This window comes from Saccharopolyspora sp. NPDC045941 (assembly GCF_056431445.1).
In genome coordinates this window covers 15,905-40,995 of record NZ_JBWKKU010000040.1, presented here as the reverse complement: position 1 = coordinate 40,995, position 25,091 = coordinate 15,905, and the positions used below count along the sequence as shown (strand labels likewise).

Below are 25,091 nucleotides of genomic sequence, written 5' to 3'. Positions count from 1 at the left end.
CTTTTCCCCCCCCCGACCTCTCTGGTGGTCGGGGGGGGGGAAAGGGGGGAGCGCGCAGTCGTGGGGGGGGGGGGGGGGCCCCCCCCCCCCCCCCCCCCCCCCCCACCTCCCCGTGACGTGTTTTCCCAGGTCAATATCAGCCGATGGAGCGGTTCCGCACCGGATGCCCAGGTGATCTTCGTGTTCGGCGATGATCGGACTACCCTGCGCTGTGTGGGCATACCTGCGTGGCTCTGGTTCGTCATCGCCGTCGTCGCCATCGGTGCGGGCGTCGTGCTGCTGATCGCCGACCGATCCCAGCGCGCGTCGAACAACCGCGAGCGACGCCGTTGGGCCGCGCTGCGCGGCTGGCAGTTCGCCGAGGTGGACCAGGTCCTGCCGACCAGGTGGGAGCGCGGCGTGCTGGCCCAGTTCGGCGGCGTGACGGCCACCGACGTGGTGGCCGGGTCCACGTTCACCGCCGACGGGCGGCGCCAGGTGTACGTCCTCGACCTCGACGTCAACGGCAAGGCGGCCGCGGTGCTGGCCGCCATCCGCTGCCGCCGGTCCGCCCCGGCCACCATCGAGCTGTGGCTGCCCGACGTCCCGGTGCCGCAGGACTCCGAGCTGGACCTGCTCGGCCCGGTCGGCTCGCGGTACGCGTTCGTCACCGAGGTGGCGGCGGCCCGGCCGCTGGTGACGCCGGACCTGGTGGACGCCACCGAGGAGATCGGCCACGACGTCACGGTGGTGTGGCTGGAGAACGACTGGGTGCTCGCGGCGCTGCACCCCGACGACGCCGACCCGGCGCGCCTGGAGCGGCTGCTGCGCGACCTCGGCGAACTCGCCGACCTGATCGACCCCTTCGACACCGACCCGAACGAGGGCGACGGCGCGGACGCCGCGGTGGAGGACGACGAGCTCGTCGACGCCGAGCCGGAGCCGTCGGAACGCTCGCGCTGACCCCGGAAGTCCGCAATTTCCATTGAGCGTTTTCATCCTGGTCGGCCCGCAGCCGCGGATCGCAAAGCCACACGTCGATGAGGTGTCGCATGCGCCGCAGGCGCATAACCCACCTACGACACCCGCACCGCCGCGGGTTCTCAGAGGCTTCCTGGCGAGGACGGCCCTGACGCCGTGTATCGGACATACATAAGTCAGGGCACCCACAGACCAGGAAGCCTCTGAGGTTCCGCCACCCGCACCGCCACGCAGAACGAGGTTGGAAAACCTCAGTGAAATCGAAGGTTCGATTTCAATGGAAATTGCGGGGATCCCGGCGGGTGGTCGCGGCGGGCGAACTCTTCGGTAGGTTCGGGCCATGGCTACCGCACTCGTCACCGGCGCCACCGCGGGCATCGGGCGCGCCTTCTCCCGCCGACTCGCCGCCGAGGGCCACGACATGGTCCTGGTGGCCCGCGACGCCGGACGGCTCGCCGAACTCGCCGATCGCCTGCAGGCCCGGCACGGCGTCCGGGTCGAGGTGCTCCCGGCGGACCTCGCCGACTCCGAGCAGCGCGCCGAGGTCGAGCGGCGCCTCGCCGACCCCGACCGACCGGTCGACCTGCTGGTCAACAACGCCGGGTTCGGCACGGCCGGGGCGTTCTGGGACACCACCGCCGCCGAGCTGCAGCGGCAGCTGGACGTCAACGTCGCCGCGGTGCTGGCGCTGACCCATGCCGCCGTGCGCGGGATGCGGGAGCGCGGCCAGGGCGACGTGATCAACGTGTCCAGCGTCGCCGGCTTCTTCCCGGTCGCCGGCTCCACCTACGGGGCGACCAAGGCCTACGTGACCGCCTTCTCCGAGGGCCTGTCGGTGTCGCTGACCGGCACCGGGGTGCGGGTCATGGCGCTGTGCCCGGGCTTCACCCAGACTGAGTTCCACCAGCGGGCCGGGCTGGAGATGGGCCGCCTGCCCAGGGCGTTCTGGCTGCAGGCCGACCAGGTGGTGCACGCGGCGCTGGCCGACCTGCGCCAGGGCAAGAGCGTGTCGGTGCCGGGCGTGCAGTACAAGGCGCTGGTCGCCATCGGCCGGCTGGTGCCGCAGAAGCTCCAGCGGATGATCGTGAAGCGCACCGTCCCGGGCCGCACCTGAGCATTCGAAGGGCATCGGGCCGTGAGCGCTTCGGGGTGCGACAGCGCCCCGAAACGCTCACGGACACGTCGCGGAAGTGGCCCGCAACCCGGCCGGTATGCTGAAAACTCGTGGTCAAAGTGGATGAACAGCAGCGCACCGAGCTCGCCCGCCTGGTCCGGGAACTCGCCGTCGTGCACGGTCGGGTCACCCTCTCCTCCGGCAAGGAAGCCGACTACTACGTCGATCTCCGCCGAGCGACGCTGCACCACCAGGCGGCGCCGCTGATCGGCACGCTGCTGCGCCAGCTCACCGCCGACTGGGACTACGTCGCCGTCGGCGGCCTCACCCTCGGCGCGGACCCCGTCGCCACCGCGATGATGCACGCCGAAGGCCCCGGGCTGGACTCCTTCGTCGTCCGCAAGAGCAGCAAGACGCACGGCATGCAGCGGCTGATCGAGGGCCCCGACGTCACCGGGCGCCGGGTGCTCGCCGTCGAGGACACCTCCACCACCGGCGGCAGCGTCCTCACCGCCGTCGAGGCGCTGCGCGCGGCCGACGCCGAGATCGTCGGCGTAGCCACCGTGGTCGACCGCGACACCGGCGCGCGCGAGGCCATCGAGGCCGCCGGGCTGCCGTACCGCTCGCTGCTGAGCCTGGCCGATCTCGGGTTGGCGTGAGCGAGGAGCTCGGTCCCACCGAGTGGGGCACCACCGTCGGCGTCGGGCCCTGGCCGGGCCCGTGGCCGGCGGACGAGCGCTACGACCCGGAGCTGCTGGAGCACGGCGACCGGCGCAACGTCGTGGACCACTACCGGTACTGGCGGCGCGAGGCGATCGTCGCCGACCTGGACCTGCGGCGGCACGACTTCCACGTGGCCATCGAGAACTTCCAGCACGACCACAACATCGGCACGGTGGTGCGCACCGCGAACGCCTTCGCCGCGAAGGCCGTGCACATCGTGGGCCGGCGGCGGTGGAACCGGCGCGGCGCGATGGTCACCGACCGGTACCAGCACATCCACCACCACCCGGACCTGGAGTCGCTGCGCGGCTACGCGACCGAGCACGACCTGGCGCTGGTGGCGGTGGACAACACCGCGGGCGCGGTGCCGATCGAGCGGACGGCGCTGCCCCGCCGCTGCGTGCTGCTGTTCGGCCAGGAGGGCCCCGGCCTGCGGGAGGACTCGCGGCACGGCGCGGACCTGGTGGTGTCGATCGCGCAGTTCGGGTCGACCCGCTCGATCAACGCCGGGGTCGCGGCGGGCGTCGTGATGCACACCTGGATCGAGCAGCACGCCGATCTCGCCGACGCCTGGTGATCAGCCGATGAGTTCTCCGCCCGGGCGGAGTCTGTTCCGGTGTACCGCGAACAGACCTGATCGGTTGGGGGAACCCATGACCAGCAACGCCCTACCGCCCGTCGTCGACGCCGAGACCTGGCAGCGCGAGCTCGACGAGCTGCGCGCCCGGGAGAAGGCCGCGACCCGGGAGCTCGACGCGATCGCCGCGCAGCGCCGCCGCATGCCGATGGTCGAGATGCCCGACTACACCCTCGAAGGCGAGGAGGGGCCGATCCGGCTGGCGGACGTCTTCGACGGCGCGTCGCAGCTGATCGTCTACAACCACATGTGGTTCGCCGGCAAGGAATGGCAGTGCCCGGGCTGCACCGGGTTCACCTCGCAGTTCACCCGACTGGAATTCCTGCACAACTACGACGCCCGGTTCGTGATCGTCACCCAGGGCCCGATCGGCGAGGCGCTCGCCTACAAGCGGCGCGTCGGCAACCAGATGACCTGGTACTCCACGGCGAACAGCCCGTTCGGCGCCGACGTCGGCGCACCGGCCGGCGGGGGATTCGCCGTGAACGTGTTCCTGCGCGACGGCGACACCATCTACCGCACCTGGCACACCAGCGGCCGCGGCTGCGAGCAGCTCAGCCACACCTTCGCGCTGATCGACCTGCTGCCGTACGGGCGGCGGGAGGAGTGGCAGGACTCGCCCGAGGGCTGGCCGCAGGAGCCCACCTACAGCCGGTGGGCCGGCTCCGAGGACATCGCCGCGCGCTACGGCGAGGCCTGATCCGGCCCGGAAAGCAGTTCGCGCGGATCCGGAGCCCGGATCCGCGCGAAGGTGGCGACTGGTCAGCTCGCGGCGCCGCGGGCCTTCTCGCGGCGGCTCTTCAGGTACTCGATGATGATCGGGACGACCGAGACCAGCACGATCAGGACGGCCATCGCTTCGAGGTTGTTCCTGATCCACGGGATGTTGCCGAGGAAGAAGCCGAGCACCGTCATGCTGACGGTCCACGCGATGCCGCCGATCGCGGAGTAGCTGAAGAACTTCTTCTGGTCCATCTGCGCGACGCCCGCGACGGCGGTGATGAAGGTCCGCACGATCGGCACGAACCGGGCCAGGATGATCGCGCGCGCCCCGTACTTCTCGAAGAACCCGTGGGTCTTGTCCACGTGCTCCTTCTTGAACAGCTTCGAGTCGGGCTTGCTGAACATCGACGGCCCGACCTTGCGGCCGATCCAGTACCCGGTCACGTTGCCCACGAACGCGCACACCGCTAGCAGCACGCACACCAGCCAGATCGGGGTGTCGATCGCGCCGGTGGCGACGAACAGGCCCGTCACGAACAGCAGTGAGTCACCGGGCAGGAAGAACCCGATGAGCAGGCCGCACTCGGCGAAGATGATCAGGCACACGCCGATCAGGGCGAACGGCCCCATCGACTGGATGATGTGCTCCGGATCGAGCCAGTCCGGCAGCAGGGCGAGCGCGGGAGTGTTCGCGGCGGCGTCGACAATCGCGGGCAATTCGGTCGTCACGCTTGCCAACGGTACCGTGACCGCCCCCGCGCCAACCCCCGGGCGAGCAAGCCCGCCGAACACGCTGGGCAATCCCATGATCACCCGGAAGTGGGTATCGGCTCAGATCGCCAGGGGGAACAGCGTGAGTGCTCCGGCGATGGCTCCGGCCAGGAGCCCGACGATCAGCGCGAACAACAGCACGCCGGCCACCGGGAGGCGCTTGCGCGGCGGAGCGGGCGGAGGCTGCGGAGCCGTGCCGGGGCTGCCCCCGGCCTGGGCGCGCAGCGCCGCCGACAGGAGGTGTGCTGGGTCGGGTCGGGTCACCCCCCGAGCGTAAGCGAGGGGCCCGGCGGAGCAGGCCGTTGCGACGAAGCCGGGCGGTGCGGCGGAGCAGGCCGTTGCGGCGAAGCAGGCCGCTGCGACGAAGATGGGCGGTGCGGCGGAGCTGGGGCTTCGCGAACCAGCCGCAATTTCAATGGAAGTTGCGGTTCTCCGGCGTGTCCGACAACGACACGCCGGGGGATGTGGGCAACTTCCGCAATTTCAATGGAAATCGGACCTTCGATTTCCATTGAAATTGCGGACCGACCCCTCGGCGCGGTGCTCAGCTCGGTTCGGTCACCCAGGTTCCGTCCTTCATCACCGCGTCCAGCTCCAGGTCGGCGTTCAGCACGACCAGGTCCGCCGCGAGACCCTGGCGGATCTCGCCGATCCGGTCGCCGAGGCCGAGCAGCTGCGCCGGCTTCGTCGACGACGCCGCCACCGCCGCCGACACCGTCAGGCCGCAGCTGCGGACCAGGTTCCGGAACGCCACGTCCATCGTCAGCGTGCTGCCCGCCAGCGAGCCGTCCGCGAGCCGCGGCTCGCCGTCGGTCACCGTGACCGGCAGCTTGCCCAGCTCGTAGGTGCCGTCGCCCGCTTCGGTCGCGCTGATCGCGTCGGTGACCAGCACGGTCCGCCCGCTGCCCGCGTGCGAGGCGGCCAGCTTGACCACCGCCGGGTGCAGGTGCACCAGGTCGCAGATGAGCTCGACGGTCACCCGCTCGTCCTCCAGCAGGACGCCGATCGGGCCCGGTTCCCGGTGGTGCAGCGGGCGCATCGCGTTGAACAGGTGCGTGGCGACCGTCGCGCCCGCCTCCACCGCGGGCACCACCTGGTCCAGCACGGCGTCGGTGTGCCCGACGGCGGCGATCACGCCCTGGTCGACCAGCCGCCGGATGGCGCTCAACGACTCCGGCAGCTCCGGCGCCAGCGTGATCATCCGGACCGCGCCCCGCCCCGCGTCCAGCAGCTGCTGGACGGCGGCGGCCTCCGGCGGGCGGAGGATCGCCGGGTCGTGCGCGCCGCAGCGCGCCGCCGACAGGAACGGCCCCTCCAGGTGGATGCCCGCCAGCGCGCCGTCGACGACCAGCTCGCTGAGCGCGCTGATCTGCTTGGCGAGGTCGGGCAGCGGCGCCGACACGAGGCTGGCCAGCATCGTCGTCGTGCCGTGCGCGCGGTGGGTGTTGATCGCGGCGTGCGACTGGTCGAGCTCGATGCCGGTGAAGGAGCCGCCGCCACCGCCGTGGCAGTGGATGTCCACGAAGCCGGGCACCAGCCACCGGCCGGCCAGGTCGACGGCGGGGCCGTCCGGCGCGGGGCCGCTGCCGACCGCGGCGATCTGGCCGCCGGAGACCCGGACCCAACCGCGGTCCAGCACTCCGTCGGCGGTGACGACCTGTCCACCGGCGAGGATCAGTTCGGGAGTGTTCACGTTGTTTTCAACCCTTCCGTCGCCAGCAGCGCTGCACCGAGGCAGCCCGCGGTGTCACCGAGCTCGGCCAATTTGAGGTGGGGGCGGCGGTGGTATGCCGCCAGCATGCCGTCCAACCGGGCGCGCAGCGGGTCGACGAGCAAATCGCCGGCCTGCGCGAACCCGCCGCCGAGCACGACGCACTCGGGCGCTGCGACCGTGATGAGCACCAGCAACCCCCTGGCCAGTGCATCGATCGCGTCCTGCCAAACCGCCTGGGCGTCCGGATCGCCGGTCCGCACCGCGGCGGCGACGTCGGCGCCCGAGACGTCCCGTCCCGTCCGCGCCCGGTAGCGGCGGGCGACCGCGGCCGACGACGCCACGGCCTCGACGCAGCCGCTGCTCCCGCAGCCGCACGGCTCGCCGTGCCCGACGTCGATGTGCCCGATCTCGCCGGCGAAGCCGCCGCCGGAGTAGAGCCGGCCGTCGAGCACCAGCGCTGCGGCGATCCCGGTGCCGATCGGCAGCACGACCACGTCGCGCATGCCGCGGGCGGCGCCCAGGCGCGCCTCGGCGAGCCCACCGGCGCGGACGTCGTGGCCGAAGGCCAGTGGCAGGTCGATGCGGGCGGCGAGCCGGTCGCGCAGCGGCACGTCCCGCCAACCGAGGTTCGCGGAGAACACTCCGACACCGCGAGCCTCGTCGACCACACCGGGCATCACGACGCCGACGGCGTCCACCGAGTCCGCGCCGGAGCGCAACTCGGACACCAGCTCGGCCACGGCTTCGACCACGAGGTCGGCGGTCGCTTCGCCGTCCGAGCCGCGCGGGGTCGGGCGGCGCGCATGGCGCAACTGCCGAGCGGTATCGCGGCCGACGGCCACCAGAGCGGCCTTCATGTCGGTACCGCCGACGTCTACGGCGATGGCGTGTGCGGTCACGCCGACGATCCTCCGCTACCAGCCACCCAGTGGTCTACACCAAACTGGTGTGTCGTTCGACTGGGATTTCGCGGACTTCCCCGTCGATCAGTTGCCCATCAGCTTCTGCAGGGCCTCCAGGCCGCGGCTCGCGGTCGACTTCACGGTGCCCTTCGAAACGCCCGTGGCCTCGGCGATCTCCGCTTCCGTGAGGTTCCCGTAGTACCGCAGCACCAGCACCTCGCGCTGCCGTCGCGGCAGCTTGCCCAGCGACTCCACCACCGCCTGGTGCTCGGCCGTCAACATCGCCAGCGATTCGGCGGAACGGGCGTCGGCCTGGTGCGGCGGCTGGTACTCGCGGGCCGTCTTGCGGCGCCGCAGCACCGAGCGGCTGCCGTTGACGACCGCGGTGCGCAGGTACCCGATCGCGGCGCGCGCGTCGCGCAGCCCGGACCAGTTCCGGTACAGCCCGGTGAACGCCTCCTGCACCACGTCCTCGGCCGTCGCCGGGTCGTCGACCAGCAGGATCGCCAGCCGCACCATCCGCATGCGCTGCTGGCGGTACAGGTCTTCCAGGGTCAGCGGTTGCGCCGTGGTGTCCACCGCCGCGCTGTCCAGCGCGCGCAGGTGTCCGAGGGTCTGCTCCACGCTCCGTGCGGTGCTGTGCGAATCACCGGCCATGATCGAACAACCTACCGGCTGGCCACTGGCGCGTATAACACGACCGGGTAGCGTCGATATCGATCGGTGATCTGCAGCGGAGGTGTCGGGAACATGGCCAAGTTCGTGGTCGAGCTGGTGTACGGCGAGGACGAGGAGCGCCGCCTCGAGGTGCGGCCCGCGCACCGGGAGTACTGCCGCGAACTCGCCGAGCGCGGCGTGCTGCTGGCCGGCGGCCCGTTCACCGACAACCTCGGCGCCCAGCTGATCTACGAGGCCGCCGACGCCGACGAGCTCGGCGGGGTCCTCGCCGCGGACCCCTACACGGAGGCCGGCGTGATCGCCAAGACCACCGTCCGCGAGTGGAACCTACTCACCGGCGCCTGGGCCTAGCCGCCACCAAGATCGAATCGGCGGGCTCCCTGGCCGCCGAACCTGCAGCGTGTGAGGATGTCCACAGGATTCGTCCCGTTCTGAATCCTGTCACCGGCTTTCCAAGACGGCCCCGTCTGGGGCACTGTGACGCGAAAGTGTGGCACCGGGCCGAACGGGCCCGCTGACAACGGGCATGAGCTCGTAGGATGCTGCGCGACTTCCCGTCACCAAGACCAAACTCCACCCCCCGAGGAGGACGACCGATGCCCATCGCGACCCCCGAGGTCTACGCGGAGATGCTGGACCGGGCGAAGGCGGGCGAATTCGCCTACCCGGCCATCAACGTGACCTCGTCGGAGACGCTCAACGCGGCGCTGCGCGGGTTCGCCGAGGCCGAGAGTGACGGCATCATCCAGTTCTCGACCGGTGGCGCCGAGTTCGCCTCCGGCACCAAGGTCAAGGACATGGTCACCGGCGCGACGGCGCTGGCCGAGTTCGCGCACGTGGTGGCCGCGAAGTACCCGGTGAACATCGCGCTGCACACCGACCACTGCCCGAAGGACAAGCTGGACGGCTTCGTCCGGCCGCTGATCCAGATCAGCCAGGAGCGGGTCGACCGCGGCGAGAACCCGCTGTTCCAGTCGCACATGTGGGACGGCTCGGCCATCGACCTGGACGAGAACCTGGAGATCGCCCAGGAGCTGCTGGCCGCCGCCGCCAAGGCCAAGATCATCCTGGAGCTGGAGGTCGGCGTCGTCGGCGGCGAGGAGGACGGCGTCGCCAACGACATCAACGAGAAGCTCTACACCGCGCCCGGCGACTACGAGAAGACCGTGGACGCCCTCGGCAGCGGCGAGAAGGGCCGCTACCTGCTGGCCGCCACGTTCGGCAACGTGCACGGCGTCTACAAGCCGGGCAACGTCAAGCTGCGCCCGGAGATCCTCAAGCAGGGTCAGGACGTGGTGACGGAGAAGCTCGGCCTGCCGGCCGGCTCGAAGCCGTTCGACCTGGTCTTCCACGGCGGCTCCGGCTCGCTGCTGGAGGAGATCCACGAGGCGGTCTCCTACGGCGTGGTGAAGATGAACATCGACACCGACACCCAGTACGCCTTCACCCGGCCCATCGCGGACCACATGTTCAAGAACTACGACGGCGTGCTGAAGATCGACGGCGAGGTCGGCAACAAGAAGACCTACGACCCGCGCAGCTACCTGAAGGTCGCCGAGCAGGCGATGGCGGCCCGCGTCGCCCACGCCTGCGAGAACCTCAAGTCCGCGGGCCGCATGCTGGCGGGTTGAGGTTTTCCAGACTCACCTTGCGTGGCGGAGCCAGTAGCGGAACCTGAGAAGCCTTCTCGACTCCGGGATCCCCGACTTGAGTATGTCCAATACGAGGCGTCGGGGCTGTCCTCGCGAGAAGGCTTCTCAGAACCCGCGGCGGTGCCGGTTGCTCAGGTGGGCTAAGCGCCTCCGGCGCTTGCGGCGACTTCGGCACATGCGGCGTTGAGCGTCGCGGTGGCGGTTTACCGCTGGAAGCCGCTGCGCCGCTTGCCTGACGTCCAGCGGTCAGGGCTGCCCGGTCGCTGCCGTTGCCCGCGGTGTTGAGAACGAACGGCCCGTTCGCCTGGTGGCGGACGGGCCGTCGTCGTACCTGGAAGGATTGGGGCATGACGAGGAACCTGTTGGAACCGCCGGAGACCCTGCTGCCGGAGAACGAGGCCGCGCAGGGCGAGCTGGCCGCCGGCACCGACCCGGCCGAGGTCGCCGCGCACCACCCCACCTTCAGCGCCGCGTGGGCCGCGCTCGCGGAGGCCGCGCTCGACGCCGACGAGCACATCGCCGCCTACGCCTACGCCCGCACCGGCTACCACCGCGGCCTGGACGCGCTGCGCAAGGCCGGCTGGAAGGGCTTCGGCCCGGTGCCGTGGCGGCACGCCCCGAACCAGGGCGTGCTCCGCTCGATCGCGGCGCTGGCGAAGGCCGCGAGGGCGATCGGCGAGGCCGACGAGTTCGACCGCTGCCGCCAGCTGCTCGCCGACAGCGACCCGGCTTCCCTGGACGCGACCGGCCTGGCCTGAGCCGCGTGCGCGACCGGGCCTCGCGCCCGGTCGCGCAGATCGAGCGAGGATCACTGCGGCGGCACTCGGATTGCGCCGCGATCTGTCGGACAATGTGGAGCGTGCACCGACTGCGCGAGGAACTCGTCCGCCGCTTGCGCCGCCTCATGCGCACCGGAGTTCCCATCGCGCAGTGCGCGATCGCGGCCGGTCTCGCGTGGTTCCTGGCCCGCCACCTGTTCGGCCACCCGGCGCCGTTCTTCGCGCCGATCGCCGCGGTCATCTCGCTCGGCGTCTCGCTGGGCCAGCGGATGCGGCGCGCCCTGGAACTCGTCGTCGGCGTCAGCATCGGCGTCGGGGTCGGCGACATCCTGATCTCGTTCATCGGCACGGGGAGCTGGCAGATCGCGCTGGTCGTCGCGCTGGCCATGAGCACCGCCGTGCTGCTGGACAGCGGCGTCGTGATCGTGCTGCAGGCCGCGTCGTCGTCGGTGCTGGTGGCGACGCTGCTGCCGCCGGCCACCGCCGGCGGGCTGACGCGGATGCTCGACGCCGCGATCGGCGGGCTGGTCGGCTTCATCGTCGCCGCGCTGCTGCCCGCCAACCCGCTCGCCGTGGCGCACCGCAACGGGCGGCTCGTGCTCGGCGCCCTCGCCGACGCGCTCCGCGGCGTCGGGAACGCGGTGGCGCGGCAGGACATCGAGCTCGCCGCCGACGTGCTGGCGAAGGCGCGCAAGAGCCAGCAGGACGTGGAGGAGCTCCGCGCGGCGCTGGAGGCCGGGCAGGAGATCGCCCGGTTCGCGCCCATCCGGTGGCGGCGGCGCGGTGACCTGGAGCGCTACGAGACCGCGGCGACGCCGATCGACCGCGCGCTGCGCAACACGCGCGTGCTCGCGCGCCGGGCGCTCGCTGCGTTGCGGGACGGCGAACCGGTGCCGCGCCCGCTGCCGGGGCTCCTGGAGGAGCTGGCGGGCGCCGTGGTGCTGCTGCGCGACGAGCTGGCCAGCGGCGTCGATCCGCTGCAGACCCGCGCGGCGGCCAGATCCGTCGCCAAGAAGTCCACAGTGGAACTCCTCGGCGAGGGGGACTTCTCGATGCAGGTGGTGGTGCTGCAGGTCCGCTCGATCGCGGTGGACCTCCTGCAGGCCACCGGCCTCAGCCGGACCGAGGCGATCGCCGCCCTGCCGCCCCTGCACCCGGAGGAGAAGACCGGCTGAGCGTCAGCCCGCGGGGCGGTTCAGGACCGCGATCAGGGCGTTGTGCAGGGCCTCGTGATCGCGCGGGTCGTGGAGGTGGCAGTCGGCCGCCGAGAGCCGGTACCACTCCGCTGCGCCCGCGTAGCGGATCCACACCGTGACGTCGCCGTCGGCGCATTCGGTGGCCAGCTCCAGGTCGCCGGTGATGACCCCGACCTCATCGGTCATCACCCCGCCCGGCGGCGCGGTCACCTCGGAGCGCCGCACCGCAGGTTCCGGTGCGGTCGAGCGATCCGGCTCTGCGTGGTCTGACATGGAACGGCCCTCCTCACGAGCTGTCCCAGTATGTCCCGCCGGGAGCGGCGCGGTCGGCGGCCGGTTTCACGCGAAACCGGCGGTGCCCCGCTTCCGCACGGGGCACCGCGGGCGGATCAGCAGCCGTCGAGGGCCTTCTGCAGCGCCGACTTCTCCGCGTCGGTGACGGTCAGGCCGTACTTGTTCTTGGTGCCGACCCACATCGACGCGTACGTGCAGTGGTAGCCGGCCAGCGGCGGCATCCACTCGTCCGGCGTCTGGTCACCCTTCGCCTGGTTGACGTTGTCGGTGACCGCGATCAGCTGCGGGCCCTCCAGGTCGTTGGCGAACGCCTGGCGCTGGTCCTGGGTCCACTCCGCCGCGCCGGAACGCCACGCGGCGGCCAGCGGCACGACGTGGTCGATGTCCAAATCGGACGGCTGGGTCCAGGTATCGCCGTCGTACGGGCTGAGCCAGCTGCCGGAGGTCGGGTAGCAGTCCGAGCCGGTCTGGACGTCCTTGCCGTCGCGCTTGAGCACCGCCTCGCGGGTGTTGCAGTTGTCCGGGCCCTCGATCCAGTGAGGGAACTTCTCCCGGCTGTAGCCGTCCATCGAACCCTCCGGGGCGACGGTCAGCTTCGACAGCTCGGACTTCGCCGTCGCGGGATCCGGGATGCCGGGCGGCTCGGCGCCGGCGGGCACGGCCAGCGCGAGGCCGAGGATTCCAGCCAGGGGTAGGGCGGTCAGGGTGGCGCGCAACGATCGGTGGCCTGTCATGGCTTCCCTCCGCATGGGCGTCTCGCCGATGTCCGTGCTGACCATTGCCCACGCAGTTGGCCGGGACAATGCCGGAGAGTGGCGAACGGGTGACTTGGCGTGAAATCGCCACCGATCGTGGCACTTACTGGTGAATTTCGCACCGAGCGGAGATGGCGCGGCGCGTCGAGGACGCCCGATTCCAGGCAAGAACGGGAATCTCTTTTGTCTGGAATGGGTGTATTTCGGTCGGGATCCGCCCGGGCGGTCAGCGCGCCAGTCGCAGGTCCTCGGTGTGCCGGTACCAGACCCACTTCTCCATCGGGCGCGGGTGGGCGACGCCGTCGTGGTGCACCGTCGCCGACCGGAACGACGCCTGCACCGCGCGCCCCCGCGCGACGGTGCGCCGGCTGCGCAGGAGGCCGCGGCGGACGGTGGTGACGAGGATGCCGTCGGCGGCCGGGTCGAGCATGGCGTTCATCGGATCGGAGGTCGGCTCCGGCAACGGCGCGGCCTCCGGGTCCGGCGAGATCGTGATGCTGGTCGCGGCGCCGTTGAGCACCTGCTCGTCGTCGCAGTACACCTGCCCGGTGATCGGCTCGATCGAGCCCTCGCCGAGCAGCACGCCGCCCGAGTCGTCCCGGATCAGCGCCGCCGGTCGCGGCGCGGCGGTCAGCGCGCGGTCGAAGTCGCCGGGGCGGAGTCCCCACAGCCGGGCGGCCGGCGAGTCGGCGACCGGGACGTAGCCGACGACCAGGTCGGCCAGCCGGCTCTTGCGCAGCAGGCGCAGCACCACCGACGCGAAGTCGATGTCGGTGCCGTGCACCACCAGCCGTTCCCGGGCGTCGGCGAGCAGCGGGTCCAGGTCGGCGCGGGCCGGTGCCGCCGGGACGTCGAACCATTGCACACCGTCACCGGACGGGCGCGCTGCGCGCTCGACGTTTCCGCAGGACAATGCGGTGGTACTCACGTTTCGCTCCTGGTTTACCCTGATCGACCGGCATACCCCGTGGTGGGAGCGGGCGAAGCGTGCGGTCACGCTGGCGACCACCCAGTCCAGGTTGGAGTTTCACATGCCGGCGATCGTGCTGATCGGCGCCCAGTGGGGCGACGAAGGCAAGGGTAAGGCGACCGACCTGCTCGGCGAGCAGGCGCAGTGGGTCGTTCGCTACCAGGGCGGCAACAACGCGGGTCACACCGTGGTGCTGCCGGACGGGCAGGACTTCGCCCTGCACCTCATCCCGTCGGGGATCCTCACCCCCGGCGTGACCAACGTGATCGGCAACGGCGTCGTCGTCGATCCGGGCGTCCTGCTGGAGGAGCTGGCCGGGCTGGAGGGCCGCGGCGTCGACACCTCGCGGCTGCTGGTCTCCGCCGACGCGCACCTGATCATGCCGTACCACGTGGCCATCGACCGGGTCACCGAGCGGTACCTGGGGAAGAAGCAGATCGGCACCACCGGTCGCGGCATCGGGCCCTGCTACCAGGACAAGATCGCCCGGGTGGGCGTTCGGGTGCAGGACCTGCTGGACGAGAAGATCCTGCGGCAGAAGGTCGAGGCCGCGCTGGACATCAAGAACCAGATCCTGGTCAAGGTCTACAACCGCCGCGCCCTGGACGTCGACGAGGTCGTGGACACCGTGATGTCCCAGGGCGAGCAGTTCGCGAGCCGGATCGCCGACACCAAGCTGCTGATCAACAAGGCGCTGGACCGCGGCGAGACGGTGCTGCTGGAGGGCTCGCAGGGCACCCTGCTGGACGTCGACCACGGCACCTACCCGTTCGTCACCTCGTCGAACCCGACCGCGGGCGGCGCCAGCGCCGGATCCGGCATCGGCCCGACGAAGATCAACGCGGTGATCGGCATCCTGAAGGCCTACACCACCCGCGTCGGCGCCGGCCCGTTCCCGACGGAGCTGACCGACGAGGCGGGCGAGAACCTGCGCAAGCAGGGCGGCGAGTTCGGCGTGACCACCGGCCGCTCGCGGCGCACCGGCTGGTTCGACGCGGTGATCGCGCGCTACGCGACCCGGGTCAACGGGATCACCGACTACTTCCTCACCAAGCTGGACGTGCTGTCCGGGCTGGAGACGATCCCGATCTGCGTGGCCTACGACGTGGACGGCGAGCGGGTCGAGGAAATGCCGATGACGCAGACCGGCGTGCACCACGCGGTGCCGGTGTACGAGGAGATGCCGGGCTGGTGGGAGGACATCAGCGGGGCGCGCAGCTTCGAGGACCTGCCGGCGAACGCGCAGGCCTACATCGCGCGGATCGAGGAGCTGGCGGGGGCGCGGATCTCGGCGGTCGGCGTCGGCCCCGGCCGTGACCAGACCATCGTCCGTCACACGATGGCGTGAGTTGAACCGCAATTTCAATGAGGTTTTTCCAACCTCGTTTTGAGTGGCGGTGCGGGTAGCGGAACCTCAGAGGCTCCCTGGACTGTGGGTGCCCCTCCTGATGTATGTCCAATACACGGCGGAGGGGCCGTCCTCGCCAGGAAGCCTCTGAGAACCCGCGGCGGTGCGAGTGTCGTAGGTGGGTTATGCGCCTGCGGCGCATGCGGCACCTCGTCGACGTGCAGCTTTGCGACCCGCAGCTGCGGGCCGGCCAGGATGAAAAAGGCTCAATGGAAATCGGACCTCCGATTTCCATTGAAATTGCGGGAACCCGGGTCAGCGGTTGCGCCAGGAGCTGTCGATGGCGGCTTCCTGGAGGTCCAGTTCGCGCAGGACGCGGCGCAGCACCTCGTCGTCGACGTTGCCCGCGTCCCGCTCGTCGGCCATCGCCGACCGCTGCACCTCGATCAGGTCGCGGCGCAGGTCGGAGAACGCCTTGCTCGCCGTGTCCGCCCGTTCGTCGGGCGTGCGCCCGACCTGCTCCGCCGCGGCCATCCCCTGGTGCTCCACCAGGCCCTTCATCCGGCTGATCATCCGGTCGAAGTGCTCCGGGCTGGTGTGCAGGTCCTCGGGCGTGAGCCCCTCCAGGTAGCGCAGGGCGGCGTTGGTCGCGGTCACCCGCGCCTCCGCCTCCGCCTGGTCGTCGCGCGCGGCCTCCTCCGGGTCGGCGATGCCGAGCTTCCGGATCAGCCACGGCAGCGTGGTGCCCTGCAGCAGGATGGTGCCGACCGCGATCACGAACGCGATGAACTGGATCAGCCCGCGCGCCGGGAAGGGCTCGCCGGTGCTGGTGGTGTGCGGAATCGCGCCCGCGGCCGCGAGCGTGACCACGCCACGCATCCCGGCCCACGACAGCACGGCGGTGCGCCGCCACCGGACGCCGCGCTTGGTGCTGGTGGCCAGCAGGTGCGCCAGGCCCGGCAGGTAGTTGGAGCCGAACATCCACAGGATCCGCACCGCGATCGTCGCGGCCAGGATGATCAGCGCGGACGCGAACACCATGCCGAGGTTGCGCCCGGCGGTGACGATGGTGGTGATGACGGTCTGCAGCTGCAGCCCGATGTAGGCGAACACCAGGCTTTCCAGCAGCAGGTTGATCGACGCCCAGACGGTGTGCTCCTGCAGGCGTCCGGCGGCCCGCGCCCGCGGCTGGTTGTGGCCGACGTACAGCCCGGCGGTGACCACCGCGAGCACGCCGGAGCCCTGCAGCTGCTCGGCGGTGAGGTAGGCGATGAACGGCACGAGCACGCCCAGCACGGTCGCCACCTGCACGTCCGGCACGTGGGTCCGGGCGACCTGCGCGAGCATCCCGAACACCAGCCCGAGGCCGACGCCGACCACCACGGCCAGCACGAACACCAGCGCGCCCTGCGCCAGGGTCGGCGTGGTGCCGACGACCGCGGCGATCGCCATCCGGTAGATGGTCAGCGCCGCCGCGTCGTTGATCAGGCTTTCGCCGCCGAGGACCGTCATCATGCCGCGCGGCAGCTTCAGCTGGCGGCCGATCGCTGCGGCGGTGACCGCGTCCGGCGGCGCGATGACCGCGCCGAGCACGATCGCCGATTTCAGCGGCAGTTCCGGGATCAGCGTGAAGGCCAGCCAGCCGACCAGGAAGGACGTGGCGACGACCTGCAGCACGCCGTGGTGCACGATCGGCATGATCCGGGCCCGGAAGTTCGTGTAGGAGCTCTCCAGTGCGGCGGCGTACAGCAGCGGCGGGAGCACCACGGTCAGCAGCAGCTCCGGATCGATCTCCAGCCGCGCGGTGCCGGGGATCAGCGAGACGACCAGGCCGACCAGGACCAGCAGCAGCGGGGCGGCGATCTCGCGGCTGCGCGCGACCGCGGTGACCAGCAGTGCGCCGATCAGCACGAGCAGCAGTTGGGCCACCGGGCACCTCCGTCCATCATGGACAGGTTAGGCGGCCGAATGGCCCGGCGCGGCCGGCGGCTCGCGGCGGTGCCGACGGCAGTTTCAATTGAAACTGGCCCTGAAACCAGGGGGACCGCAGTTTCAATTGAAACTGCGGTCCCCCGAGGGCGTGCGGAGCGGCCGTCAGCGGCCGGCGAACTCGTCGCGGGCGGCGACCGCGATGTCCGGGTGGTCGCTGAAGATGCCGTCGATGTCCTGCTCGAACAGCGCCCGGAAGAAGCCGAAGGCGTCGCCGAAGGCGGCCGGGTCGGCCGAGGAGCGGAAGTCCGCGGGCAGGAATTTGTTCTCCGCACGGACCGTGTAGGGCACCACCTCGAGGCCGGCCGCGTGGGCGTCCGCGACGACGGTGGTCGGCGCGGTGAGGAAGCCGTCGGCGTTCACCGGCAGGATCACCTTGGTGTCCGGGCCGATCACGTCGGCGTAGGCCGCGATCTCCCGCAGGCCCGCCGGCTTGACCAGGTCGGCGTAGGTGCGCGGGTCGCCGGCCTCGACGAAGTCCTGCGGCGCGCCGGAGTTGCTGATCAGCTGCACGAGCTGCACCCGCAGCGACCGGTCGAGCTCCTTGAGGTTGGCCACCTCGAAGGACTGCACGGCGACCTTGGCGTCCGGCCGGTTCAGGCCGTCGCGGGTCAGCGCCTCGACGACGCCGGGCTCCAGCGCCAGGCCGAGCTTGGCGAAGTAGCTGGGGTGCTTGGTCTCCGGGGCGACGCCGATGTCGCGGCGGAGCTCCCGGGACAGCCGGGCGCGCAGGTCCAGGACCTCCTGGAACGTCGGCACCTCGTAGCGGCCGTCGTAGATCGTGTTGTTCGGCCGGACGTCCGGGATGCGCTCCTCGGCGCGCAGCGTCTTGAGCTCCGCGAGGGTGAAGTCCTCGGTGAACCAGCCGGTGATCGAGCTGCCGTCGATGACCTTGGTGGTCTTGCGGCCGGCGAACTCGGGGTGCTCGGCGACGTCGGTGGTGCCGCCGATCTCGTTCTCGTGCCGCGCGACCAGCACGCCGTCCTTTGTGGACACCAGGTCGGGCTCGATGTAGTCGGCGCCCATCCGGGCGGCCAGCTCGTAGGAGGCCAGCGTGTGCTCCGGCCGGTACCCGGAGGCGCCGCGGTGCCCGAAGACCGCCACCTGGTCGGTGTCCTGCGGCCGGCTCGGTGCGGCGATGGCGGGCGCGGTGATCAGCCCAAGCGCCGCTGCGCCCGCGACGGACAGCGCCGTCAGGCGTACCCGGATGGTCATGTGCCCTCCTGTGTCTCGCGCAGCATGTCGATCAACGCTGCACATTCGGGCAAAACACTGACCGCCGCAATCGACCATTCGCGCAAGACCGGGCAACCCCGCGACAACGGCCGGGTGAACTACCGGGATCGACCGGATGAGCTACCCCCGGCGAGGCATTCGCGCCAAAAAGGGCGGGGGCACCGCCGACGTGGCGTGCCACACGCTCTACGCTCACGGCTTGTGCGAATCCTCGTGATCGGTGGCGGTGGCCGGGAACACGCGATCGTGCTGGCGCTGTCCCGCGACCCGTCCGTGACCGCGCTGGCCTGCGCGCCGGGCAACGCCGGCACCGCTGCGCTCGCCGAGACCTACGGCGTCGACGTCGCGAAGCCGGCCGAAGTGGCCGAGCTGGCCACCAAGTGGAAGGCCGACCTCGTCGTGTTCGGCCCCGAGACGCCGCTGGTCGCGGGCGCGTCCGACGCCGTCCGGGCGGCGGGCATCGCCTGCTTCGGCCCGTCGAAGGCGGCCGCGCGCATCGAGGGTTCGAAGGCGTTCGCCAAGGACGTCATGCTCGCGGCCGGGGTGCCGACCGCGCACAGCGAAGTGGTCGACAACCCGGCGAAGCTGGACGCCGCGCTGGCCCACTTCGGCCCCACCTGGGTGGTCAAGGACGACGGCCTGGCCGCCGGCAAGGGCGTGCTGGTGACCGGCGACTTCGACGCGGCGCGCGCACACGCGCTCAAGCTGCTCGACGGTGGGCACCCGGTGCTGTTGGAGTCGTTCCTGGACGGCCCCGAGGCCTCGCTGTTCTGCCTGGTCGACGGCACGACGGTGGTCCCGCTGCTGCCCGCGCAGGACTTCAAGCGCGTCGGCGACGGCGATGCTGGCCCGAACACCGGCGGCATGGGCGCCTACACGCCGCTGCCGTGGGCGCCGGACGACCTGGTGGAGAACGTGGTGCGCACCATCGTGCAGCCCACGGTCGACGAGCTGGCGAACCGCGGCACGCCGTTCTCCGGACTGCTGTACGCGGGGCTGGCGCTGACCTCCAGCGGCCCGCAGGTGATCGAGTTCAACTGCCGCTTCGGCGACCCCGAGACCCAGGCCGTGCTGTCGTTGCTGCACACCCCGCTGGCGTCGTTGTTCAACGCCGTCGCGCGCGGTGAGCTCGCCGAGCAACCGCCGCTGGAGTGGGAGCCCGGCGCCGCGGTGACCGTCGTGATCGCCGCCGAGGGCTACCCCGGGCGGCCGCGCGTCGACGACGTGATCCAGGGCGGCGACGCGCAGGGCATCCTGCACTCCGGCACCCGGCGCCGCGAGGACGGCGCGGTGGTGTCCGCCGGCGGCCGCGTGCTGTCGGTCGTGGCCACCGGTGACGACCTGGCGTCGGCCCGCGAGGCGGCGTACCGCCGGGTCGCCGGCGTGCACCTGCCCGGCTCGCACTACCGCACCGACATCGCGCTCCGCGCGGTCGAGGGCGAGATCGCCATCCCAGGCGCGTAAACCGTTAGCCGACAGGGCTATTGGCTCGAGTCCGGATGGCGGTCCCGCTACGTTCGCTGCGTTGCGAAACTTCTGGTCGTGCAAGGGGACCGGGGGGTAAGACGTCGGCCTAAGGTCGCCGGATGGAATCGTGCCGCCCGAGCTGAAAAGCCGAAACGTGACCGTTCCAACGCGGTGATCGGGTTGGCCGGTTTGCTGGTCGCGGCCATCAGTGCTGTGGTGGCGGTCGCTCAGTTGGCGGAACCGAGTAGCCCAGCCGAGCACGTGCAGAAATGCCAGCATAAGTACGCCGCGCCGTACGTCCGTGATCGAGAGATCGCGCCTGGTGTCGTCGAGAAAAAGTTCGGTTCCTGCTCTTGGCCGCCGGTGCCGGGTACGGGTGCGGACGGATTCTCCGACGTCACGGTGACCGAGTATGCGATTCCAGATGTGCCGATGGCGTCGAAGTTCACCAACGCGCAGCAAATCGAATCCGAATGCACCAGGCTTTCGCTGCGTTATCGGTTCTACAGCCAGGGGACTGTTGCGCAAGCGCCGTTGGACGTCGACAACGACCAGATCGTGTCGTTCTACGACGGTAGCCCGGAGGCAATTCCAGCAGAGTTGGAAGGCGTCATCGCAGACCCCAGGGGGCCGGCGGAGCCGGGGCCGAAGAGCCTGATCGTGCTGTCCCACGATCGTTATGAACTCGTCCAGGCGGAGTGCGTTGATCCGCACTCGCCACGCTGAACAGGGCTACCAGGTCTAGGTCGGACGCGGCCTGGCTCGCTGAGCGCATGCTCGATCGCACGGGTTCTGCGCGTCGGCGCGAACGCCATCACCCGGGCCATGAAGGAGTACGCCCAGGACGCCGAGGGCAAGATCGACGACGCGGACGCGAAGCTTGGAGCCGCTCTGGGCAAGTTGCGCGGTGCGGGGGCGGGGCTGACCGGCGCACTCTCCTCGTTGCCGAAGGCGGGCGAGCAGCCGTTCACGCAGACTCTCGGCCGGCAGGTTGACAACGACATCTACAACCCGGTGGACAGTTCGCTACACCTTCGACCGCTACGGCGGCTTCGAGGGGCATCCGGGCCTGAAGTCCATGGCCGGCGGCGGTGGCTACCAGGGCTACTGAGTTCCTGCGCCCCATACCTGCAGGAACGCGGCGTCTGAGACGTGCCGGCGAGTGGTGGCCAGGTGTTCTGCATCGACCAGGCGCCTGGCAGGCTGTTGGCATGTTCGATAGCGCCACTGCACTTCGGGTCGCCGCGCGGGCGGCCGTTGAGCCGTTCCAGGTCATGGAGGTCCTGTCGGCGGCTGCCGCGCGGCAGCGGACGAAGGGCGACGTGGTCTCGCTGGCCGCCGGCCAGCCCGCCACGCCCGCGCCGAAGGCCGTGCGCGACGCCGCCGCGCAGGCCCTGCACCACCACGCGCTCGGCTACACCGAGCAGCTCGGCCTCCCCGAGCTGCGCGAATCGATCGCCGGGCACTACGACCGCGCCTACGGGCTCGTGGTGCAGGCCGACGACGTCGTGGTGACCACCGGCGCCTCCGGCGCCTTCCTGCTCGCGTTCCTCAGCGCCTTCGACGCCGGGGACCGCGTCGCGCTGGCCCGCCCCGGCTACCCGGCCTACCGGAACATCCTGGCGGCGCTGGGCTGCGAGGTCGTCGAGCTGCCGTGCGACGAGACGACCCGCTTCCAGCCGACCGTGGAGATGCTGGACGCGCTCGACGAGCCGATCAACGGGCTGATCGTGGCGAGTCCGGCGAACCCGACCGGCACGGTGCTCTCCCGCGACGAGCTGGCCGGGCTGGCGCGGTGGTGCGGGACCAACGGCGTGCAGCTGATCAGCGACGAGATCTACCACGGCCTCAGCTACGGGGACCCGCTGCACTCGGCCTGGGAGTTCTCCCGCGAGGCGATCGTGGTGAACTCGTTCTCCAAGTTCTGGTCGATGACCGGCTGGCGGCTGGGCTGGATGCTGGTGCCGCCGCGGCTGCGCCGCGCGGTCGACTCGCTGACCGGGAACTTCACGCTCTGCCCGCCCGCGCTGTCCCAGCACGGCGCGGTCGCGGCGTTCTCCCCGGACGCCTACGCCGAGGTCGACGCGCACGTCGAGCGCTACCGCACGAACCGCGAGCTGCTGCTGAGCGGCCTCGGCGAGCTCGGCATCACCCGCGTCGCCCCGGCCGACGGCGCGTTCTACGCCTGGGCGGACATCGGGCACCTCACCGACGACACGACGGGGTTCTGCCGGCGGCTGCTGGACGAGACCGGGGTGGCGGTGGTGCCGGGCGTCGACTTCGACCCGGTGCTCGGCAACCGCTTCGTGCGGCTGTCCTTCGCGGGCAGCACCGAGGACATCGCCGAATCCCTGGACCGCCTGGCCCGCTGGCTCCCCAGCTGACCACCCCCCCGGCCCGGGCCGGCCACCCCCCCGGTCCGGAGGGCCACCCCGGTCCGGAGGGCCGCAATTTCCATTGAAATCGAAGGTCCAATTTCAATGGAAATTGCGGCGTCGTGACCCGGCAGGGGGTCCGGCGGTCTCCGGGAACCCCTGAGTTTTCCCCGGTATCGGCTTCGGCGGGCCGATTCGGGCCGATGATCTGGCACGCTGGAGGCAGGACGGGGAACGGCACGGTCGAGCTGAGGTGCGTGCGATGTTGTGGAAAGTGATCGGCGGACTGCTGCTGCTGTGGCTGGTGATCTCGGTGGCGGGCTTCGTCATCAAGGGGCTGTTCTGGCTCGCCGTCATCGGCGGCGTGCTGTTCGTCGCCACCGCCGCGATCGGCTGGGCCCGCGACCGCAAGCAGATCAAATCCTGAACCACTCGGTGGGGAGCGAGGGCGCCTTCGATCTGGACGAAGGCGCCCTTCGCCCGTTCAGGGCAGGATGCCGTGGGCCCGGAGGGTTGTGCGGGCCACGTCCGCGCCCTGCCAGCGCTCCGCGTGGAGGCCCGCTTCGCGGGCGCCGTCGACGTTCTCCTGCCGGTCGTCGAAGAACAGGCACTCCGCGGCCGGCGCGTCGAGCGTTTCGAGCAGCACCCGGTAGATCGCCGCGTCCGGCTTCGCCAGGCGCAGGTCGCCCGAGAAGATCAGGTGCTTGAACAGCCTCGCCCAGCTCTCCTGCTCCGCCGCGCGCCCGAACGACGACGGCGCGTTGGACAGCACCGCCATCGTGACGCCCTGCCGGTGCAGATCTTCCAGCAGCTGCAGGGTTTCCGGCGCGGTCACCAGCCAGCCGCCGACGTCGGCGCGGGTCAGCCGCGCGGACAGCTCGGGGTCGACGTCCTTGCCCAGCCGCGCCGCGACCGCCCGCCAGTACTCCACATCGGACAGACCCCAGTCGTAGGCGAGGCGCTCGGCGAAGTAGGCCCGTTCGAACTCTGGCGGATCGACCCCGAGCAGCGCCGCGATGTCGGGCAGCGCAGCCGTGCGCCGGCTGATCACCTCGCCGTAGTCGAACACGATCCAACGCACCACGAACCCTCCAACGGGAGTCCTACAGCCGGGCTCCGCCGATCCTGCGGAGCGCTTCCTCGATGTCGGTCTTGGACACGTCGCGGTGCGTCACGAACCGGACCTGCCCGCTCATCGGCACCGCCCGCACCCCGATCGCCTGCAAGCGTCGCAGGGTCAGCTGGACGTCCGGAACCGCCGCGAGAACGATGTTGGTCTGCGGTGGGGTGACGTCCCAGCCGAGCTCGGTGAGCCCATCGGCGAGCGCGCGGGCGTTGTCGTGGTCCTCGGCGAGCGCGTCGATCCGGTCCAGCGCGACGAGCCCGGCCGCGGCGAGCACGCCGCCCTGCCGGACGCCGCCGCCGAGCATCTTGCGCACCCGGCGGGCCTCGCCGATGAATTCCTCGCTGCCCGCGACGACGGAGCCGACCGGCGCGCCGAGCCCCTTGCTCAGGCAGGCCTGCACGGTGTCGACGCCGACGGTCAGCGCGGCCGGCGGGACGCCGAGCGCGACCGAGGCGTTCCAGAGCCGGGCGCCGTCGAGGTGGACCTTCAGGCCGCCTTCGCGCGCGGCCGCCGCGAGCCTGACGTGCTCGTCCGGCGGGATGACCGAGCCGCCCGCGCCGTTGTGCGTGTTCTCCAGGCACAACAGCGTGGTGTGCAGCATGTCGTAGGCGGCTGCGCCGCCCAGCTGGGCCCGCACCGCCTCGGCCGTCGGACGTCCCGGCCCGGCGCTCCAGTCCAGCGGCTCCGGCATGCCGCCGGCCAGCCAGGCGGCGGAGCCGAGCTCGTGGTTCAGCACGTGAGCGCCGCGCGGCGCGAGGAACCGGTCCCCGCGTTTCAGGTGCAGCATCAGGGCGATCAGGTTGCCCATCGTGCCGCTGGGCACCCACAGGGCGGCAGCGGTGCCGAGCAGCTGCGCGACGCGTTCTTCCAGCGCACGCATCGTCGGGTCGTGGTCGAGCACGTCGTCGCCGACTTCGGCCGCGGCCATGGCCGCGGACATCTGCTCGTCGGGACGCGTGACCGTGTCGGAACGGAGGTCGATCGGCGCCGTGTTGGTCACGAACAGATCACACCACATCGGCACCGGGTTCGGGCAGCAACCCTGCTGACACCGCTGCGGCGGCTGCGGTATCAATCACAGGTGGATCGCCGGTGCCGTGCAACGGCCGGGGTCGGCGATTCCGTCCGTACAGGTGCAGGCACAACGAGCGGAGAGTTCCGCGTGGACCAGCGCGAAGAGCAGGAGTTCGCGGAGTACTTCGCGGCTCGGCGGGAGGCGGTGCGTCGAATGGCGTACATGATGTGCGGCGATTGGCACCGCGCGGACGATCTCGCCCAGACCGCGTTCATCGCGTTGCACCGGCATTGGCGCAAAGTCCGCGACAAGGGCGCACTGGACGCGTACGTGCGGCGCACCCTGACCCGCGCGGTGATCGACGAGTCCCGGCGGCCGTGGCGGCGGGAGCGCGCCGCGGAGGTGCTGCCGGACCGGCCGGTGGACTCGCCGGACGTGGACAACTCGGTGGCGACCAAGCAGACCCTGCTCGCGGGCTTGCAGAAGGTGCCGCCGAAGCAGCGGGCGGTGTTGGTGCTCCGATTCCTGGAGGGATTGGACGTCGCGGGGGTGGCGGCAGTCATGAAGTGCAGCGAAGGCAACGTGAAGAGCCAGTCCGCCCGGGGGCTGGCGGCGTTGCGGGAAGCGCTGGGTGATGAGCTCGGCGACCTGCGGTCGGCGTGAGGAG

At 71.0% G+C, this 25,091-nt stretch carries 28 protein-coding genes; 16 read left to right on the top strand and 12 right to left on the bottom strand.

Going from position 1 to position 25,091, the window contains the following annotated elements; translation table 11 throughout:
• Positions 1-213: 213 nt before the first annotated feature.
• The 5 genes from AC07FN_RS28550 to AC07FN_RS28530 all read left to right on the top strand — a co-directional run bounded on the left by AC07FN_RS28550 (position 214) and on the right by AC07FN_RS28530 (position 4,134).
• Complete coding sequence (locus tag AC07FN_RS28550) at positions 214-942, top strand: hypothetical protein (RefSeq protein WP_478398385.1); 729 nt, start codon at positions 214-216, stop codon at positions 940-942.
• A 358-nt stretch (positions 943-1,300) separates the two neighbouring features.
• Positions 1,301-2,074, top strand: coding sequence for an SDR family NAD(P)-dependent oxidoreductase (locus AC07FN_RS28545; protein ID WP_478398384.1), 774 nt, complete (start codon positions 1,301-1,303; stop codon positions 2,072-2,074).
• 110 nt (positions 2,075-2,184) lie between these two features.
• On the top strand, positions 2,185-2,733 hold the full coding sequence (gene pyrE / locus AC07FN_RS28540) for an orotate phosphoribosyltransferase (protein WP_358580738.1): 549 nt from the start codon (positions 2,185-2,187) through the stop codon (positions 2,731-2,733).
• Positions 2,730-3,374, top strand: coding sequence for a TrmH family RNA methyltransferase (locus AC07FN_RS28535; RefSeq protein ID WP_478398383.1), 645 nt, complete (start codon positions 2,730-2,732; stop codon positions 3,372-3,374). Before pyrE ends, AC07FN_RS28535 begins: the two co-directional genes overlap by 4 nt.
• Before the next feature lie 76 nt (positions 3,375-3,450).
• The gene (locus tag AC07FN_RS28530; protein ID WP_478398382.1) at positions 3,451-4,134 is read left to right on the top strand and encodes a DUF899 domain-containing protein; all 684 of its coding nucleotides are present in this window, start codon (positions 3,451-3,453) and stop codon (positions 4,132-4,134) included.
• A 62-nt stretch (positions 4,135-4,196) separates the two neighbouring features.
• On the opposite strand, the gene AC07FN_RS28525 is transcribed toward AC07FN_RS28530, so the two are convergent.
• The 5 genes from AC07FN_RS28525 to AC07FN_RS28505 form a co-directional block, all read right to left on the bottom strand.
• Positions 4,197-4,886, bottom strand: coding sequence for a DedA family protein (locus AC07FN_RS28525; protein WP_478398381.1), 690 nt, complete (start codon positions 4,884-4,886; stop codon positions 4,197-4,199).
• A 102-nt stretch (positions 4,887-4,988) separates the two neighbouring features.
• Positions 4,989-5,192, bottom strand: a complete 204-nt coding sequence (locus AC07FN_RS28520; protein WP_478398380.1) for a hypothetical protein — start codon at positions 5,190-5,192, stop codon at positions 4,989-4,991.
• A gap of 280 nt (positions 5,193-5,472) precedes the next feature.
• Positions 5,473-6,621, bottom strand: coding sequence for an N-acetylglucosamine-6-phosphate deacetylase (gene nagA / locus AC07FN_RS28515; RefSeq protein WP_478398379.1), 1,149 nt, complete (start codon positions 6,619-6,621; stop codon positions 5,473-5,475).
• On the bottom strand, positions 6,618-7,541 hold the full coding sequence (locus AC07FN_RS28510; RefSeq protein ID WP_452615156.1) for an ROK family protein: 924 nt from the start codon (positions 7,539-7,541) through the stop codon (positions 6,618-6,620). The genes nagA and AC07FN_RS28510 overlap by 4 nt, the downstream gene beginning before the upstream one ends.
• Positions 7,542-7,628: 87 nt before the next feature.
• Positions 7,629-8,201, bottom strand: a complete 573-nt coding sequence (locus tag AC07FN_RS28505) for a SigE family RNA polymerase sigma factor (RefSeq protein ID WP_452615157.1) — start codon at positions 8,199-8,201, stop codon at positions 7,629-7,631.
• Positions 8,202-8,294: 93 nt separating this feature from the next.
• Between AC07FN_RS28505 and AC07FN_RS28500 the strand changes: the two genes are divergently transcribed.
• The 4 genes from AC07FN_RS28500 (at position 8,295) to AC07FN_RS28485 (ending at position 11,828) form a co-directional block, all read left to right on the top strand.
• On the top strand, positions 8,295-8,573 hold the full coding sequence (locus AC07FN_RS28500) for a YciI family protein (RefSeq protein ID WP_478398378.1): 279 nt from the start codon (positions 8,295-8,297) through the stop codon (positions 8,571-8,573).
• 245 nt (positions 8,574-8,818) lie between these two features.
• Positions 8,819-9,853, top strand: coding sequence for a class II fructose-bisphosphate aldolase (gene fbaA, locus AC07FN_RS28495; protein ID WP_478398377.1), 1,035 nt, complete (start codon positions 8,819-8,821; stop codon positions 9,851-9,853).
• A 368-nt stretch (positions 9,854-10,221) separates the two neighbouring features.
• Positions 10,222-10,632, top strand: coding sequence for a DUF3151 domain-containing protein (locus tag AC07FN_RS28490; RefSeq protein WP_132482068.1), 411 nt, complete (start codon positions 10,222-10,224; stop codon positions 10,630-10,632).
• Between the two features lie 92 nt (positions 10,633-10,724).
• Entirely contained in the window at positions 10,725-11,828 is a 1,104-nt protein-coding gene (locus AC07FN_RS28485) for an FUSC family protein (RefSeq protein ID WP_478398376.1), read from the top strand.
• Between the two features lie 3 nt (positions 11,829-11,831).
• On the opposite strand, the gene AC07FN_RS28480 is transcribed toward AC07FN_RS28485, so the two are convergent.
• From AC07FN_RS28480 to AC07FN_RS28470, 3 genes are all read right to left on the bottom strand, one after another.
• Positions 11,832-12,122, bottom strand: coding sequence for a hypothetical protein (locus tag AC07FN_RS28480; protein WP_452615160.1), 291 nt, complete (start codon positions 12,120-12,122; stop codon positions 11,832-11,834).
• 116 nt (positions 12,123-12,238) lie between these two features.
• Positions 12,239-12,877, bottom strand: coding sequence for an HNH endonuclease family protein (locus tag AC07FN_RS28475; RefSeq protein WP_478398375.1), 639 nt, complete (start codon positions 12,875-12,877; stop codon positions 12,239-12,241).
• Between the two features lie 247 nt (positions 12,878-13,124).
• Positions 13,125-13,826, bottom strand: a complete 702-nt coding sequence (locus tag AC07FN_RS28470; RefSeq protein ID WP_478398374.1) for a hypothetical protein — start codon at positions 13,824-13,826, stop codon at positions 13,125-13,127.
• A 103-nt stretch (positions 13,827-13,929) separates the two neighbouring features.
• Between AC07FN_RS28470 and AC07FN_RS28465 the strand changes: the two genes are divergently transcribed.
• Complete coding sequence (locus AC07FN_RS28465) at positions 13,930-15,216, top strand: adenylosuccinate synthase (protein ID WP_478398373.1); 1,287 nt, start codon at positions 13,930-13,932, stop codon at positions 15,214-15,216.
• A gap of 315 nt (positions 15,217-15,531) precedes the next feature.
• Here the strand turns inward: AC07FN_RS28465 and AC07FN_RS28460 are convergent, their stop codons facing one another.
• Entirely contained in the window at positions 15,532-17,145 is a 1,614-nt protein-coding gene (locus AC07FN_RS28460; protein ID WP_478398372.1) for a Na+/H+ antiporter, read from the bottom strand.
• A gap of 165 nt (positions 17,146-17,310) precedes the next feature.
• Positions 17,311-18,420 carry a glycerophosphodiester phosphodiesterase gene (locus AC07FN_RS28455; protein WP_478398371.1) on the bottom strand — a complete coding sequence of 370 codons (1,110 nt, stop codon included), beginning with the start codon at positions 18,418-18,420 and terminating at the stop codon, positions 17,311-17,313.
• Between the two features lie 222 nt (positions 18,421-18,642).
• Between AC07FN_RS28455 and purD the strand changes: the two genes are divergently transcribed.
• The 5 genes from purD to AC07FN_RS28430 all read left to right on the top strand — a co-directional run bounded on the left by purD (position 18,643) and on the right by AC07FN_RS28430 (position 22,710).
• Positions 18,643-19,905, top strand: a complete 1,263-nt coding sequence (gene purD / locus AC07FN_RS28450; RefSeq protein WP_478398370.1) for a phosphoribosylamine--glycine ligase — start codon at positions 18,643-18,645, stop codon at positions 19,903-19,905.
• A gap of 183 nt (positions 19,906-20,088) precedes the next feature.
• The gene (locus AC07FN_RS28445) at positions 20,089-20,634 is read left to right on the top strand and encodes a hypothetical protein (RefSeq protein WP_478398369.1); all 546 of its coding nucleotides are present in this window, start codon (positions 20,089-20,091) and stop codon (positions 20,632-20,634) included.
• Between the two features lie 99 nt (positions 20,635-20,733).
• The gene (locus AC07FN_RS28440; protein WP_478398431.1) at positions 20,734-21,057 is read left to right on the top strand and encodes a hypothetical protein; all 324 of its coding nucleotides are present in this window, start codon (positions 20,734-20,736) and stop codon (positions 21,055-21,057) included.
• A 62-nt stretch (positions 21,058-21,119) separates the two neighbouring features.
• A complete protein-coding gene (locus AC07FN_RS28435) occupies positions 21,120-22,292 on the top strand; it encodes a pyridoxal phosphate-dependent aminotransferase (protein WP_478398368.1) in 1,173 nt (390 codons plus the stop codon).
• Between the two features lie 253 nt (positions 22,293-22,545).
• A complete protein-coding gene (locus tag AC07FN_RS28430; protein ID WP_358580785.1) occupies positions 22,546-22,710 on the top strand; it encodes a hypothetical protein in 165 nt (54 codons plus the stop codon).
• A gap of 57 nt (positions 22,711-22,767) precedes the next feature.
• On the opposite strand, the gene AC07FN_RS28425 is transcribed toward AC07FN_RS28430, so the two are convergent.
• Positions 22,768-23,367, bottom strand: coding sequence for an HAD family hydrolase (locus tag AC07FN_RS28425; RefSeq protein ID WP_478398367.1), 600 nt, complete (start codon positions 23,365-23,367; stop codon positions 22,768-22,770).
• Positions 23,368-23,386: 19 nt separating this feature from the next.
• Positions 23,387-24,409, bottom strand: coding sequence for a threonine aldolase family protein (locus AC07FN_RS28420; RefSeq protein ID WP_478398366.1), 1,023 nt, complete (start codon positions 24,407-24,409; stop codon positions 23,387-23,389).
• A gap of 162 nt (positions 24,410-24,571) precedes the next feature.
• On the opposite strand from AC07FN_RS28420, the gene AC07FN_RS28415 reads away from it, so the two are divergent.
• Complete coding sequence (locus AC07FN_RS28415) at positions 24,572-25,087, top strand: SigE family RNA polymerase sigma factor (protein ID WP_132482104.1); 516 nt, start codon at positions 24,572-24,574, stop codon at positions 25,085-25,087.
• Positions 25,088-25,091 lie beyond the last annotated feature (4 nt).

Coding starts and splice junctions, on each gene's coding strand:
- AC07FN_RS28455 (WP_478398371.1), bottom strand. CDS start 18,420: ATGACCATCCGGGTACGCCTGACGGCGCTGTCCGTCGCGGGCGCAGCG.
- AC07FN_RS28530 (WP_478398382.1), top strand. CDS start 3,451: ATGACCAGCAACGCCCTACCGCCCGTCGTCGACGCCGAGACCTGGCAG.
- AC07FN_RS28505 (WP_452615157.1), bottom strand. CDS start 8,201: ATGGCCGGTGATTCGCACAGCACCGCACGGAGCGTGGAGCAGACCCTC.
- AC07FN_RS28500 (WP_478398378.1), top strand. CDS start 8,295: ATGGCCAAGTTCGTGGTCGAGCTGGTGTACGGCGAGGACGAGGAGCGC.
- AC07FN_RS28475 (WP_478398375.1), bottom strand. CDS start 12,877: ATGACAGGCCACCGATCGTTGCGCGCCACCCTGACCGCCCTACCCCTG.
- AC07FN_RS28490 (WP_132482068.1), top strand. CDS start 10,222: ATGACGAGGAACCTGTTGGAACCGCCGGAGACCCTGCTGCCGGAGAAC.
- AC07FN_RS28485 (WP_478398376.1), top strand. CDS start 10,725: ATGTGGAGCGTGCACCGACTGCGCGAGGAACTCGTCCGCCGCTTGCGC.
- AC07FN_RS28465 (WP_478398373.1), top strand. CDS start 13,930: ATGCCGGCGATCGTGCTGATCGGCGCCCAGTGGGGCGACGAAGGCAAG.
- fbaA (WP_478398377.1), top strand. CDS start 8,819: ATGCCCATCGCGACCCCCGAGGTCTACGCGGAGATGCTGGACCGGGCG.
- AC07FN_RS28430 (WP_358580785.1), top strand. CDS start 22,546: ATGTTGTGGAAAGTGATCGGCGGACTGCTGCTGCTGTGGCTGGTGATC.
- AC07FN_RS28435 (WP_478398368.1), top strand. CDS start 21,120: ATGTTCGATAGCGCCACTGCACTTCGGGTCGCCGCGCGGGCGGCCGTT.
- AC07FN_RS28545 (WP_478398384.1), top strand. CDS start 1,301: ATGGCTACCGCACTCGTCACCGGCGCCACCGCGGGCATCGGGCGCGCC.
- AC07FN_RS28480 (WP_452615160.1), bottom strand. CDS start 12,122: ATGTCAGACCACGCAGAGCCGGATCGCTCGACCGCACCGGAACCTGCG.
- AC07FN_RS28440 (WP_478398431.1), top strand. CDS start 20,734: ATGAAGGAGTACGCCCAGGACGCCGAGGGCAAGATCGACGACGCGGAC.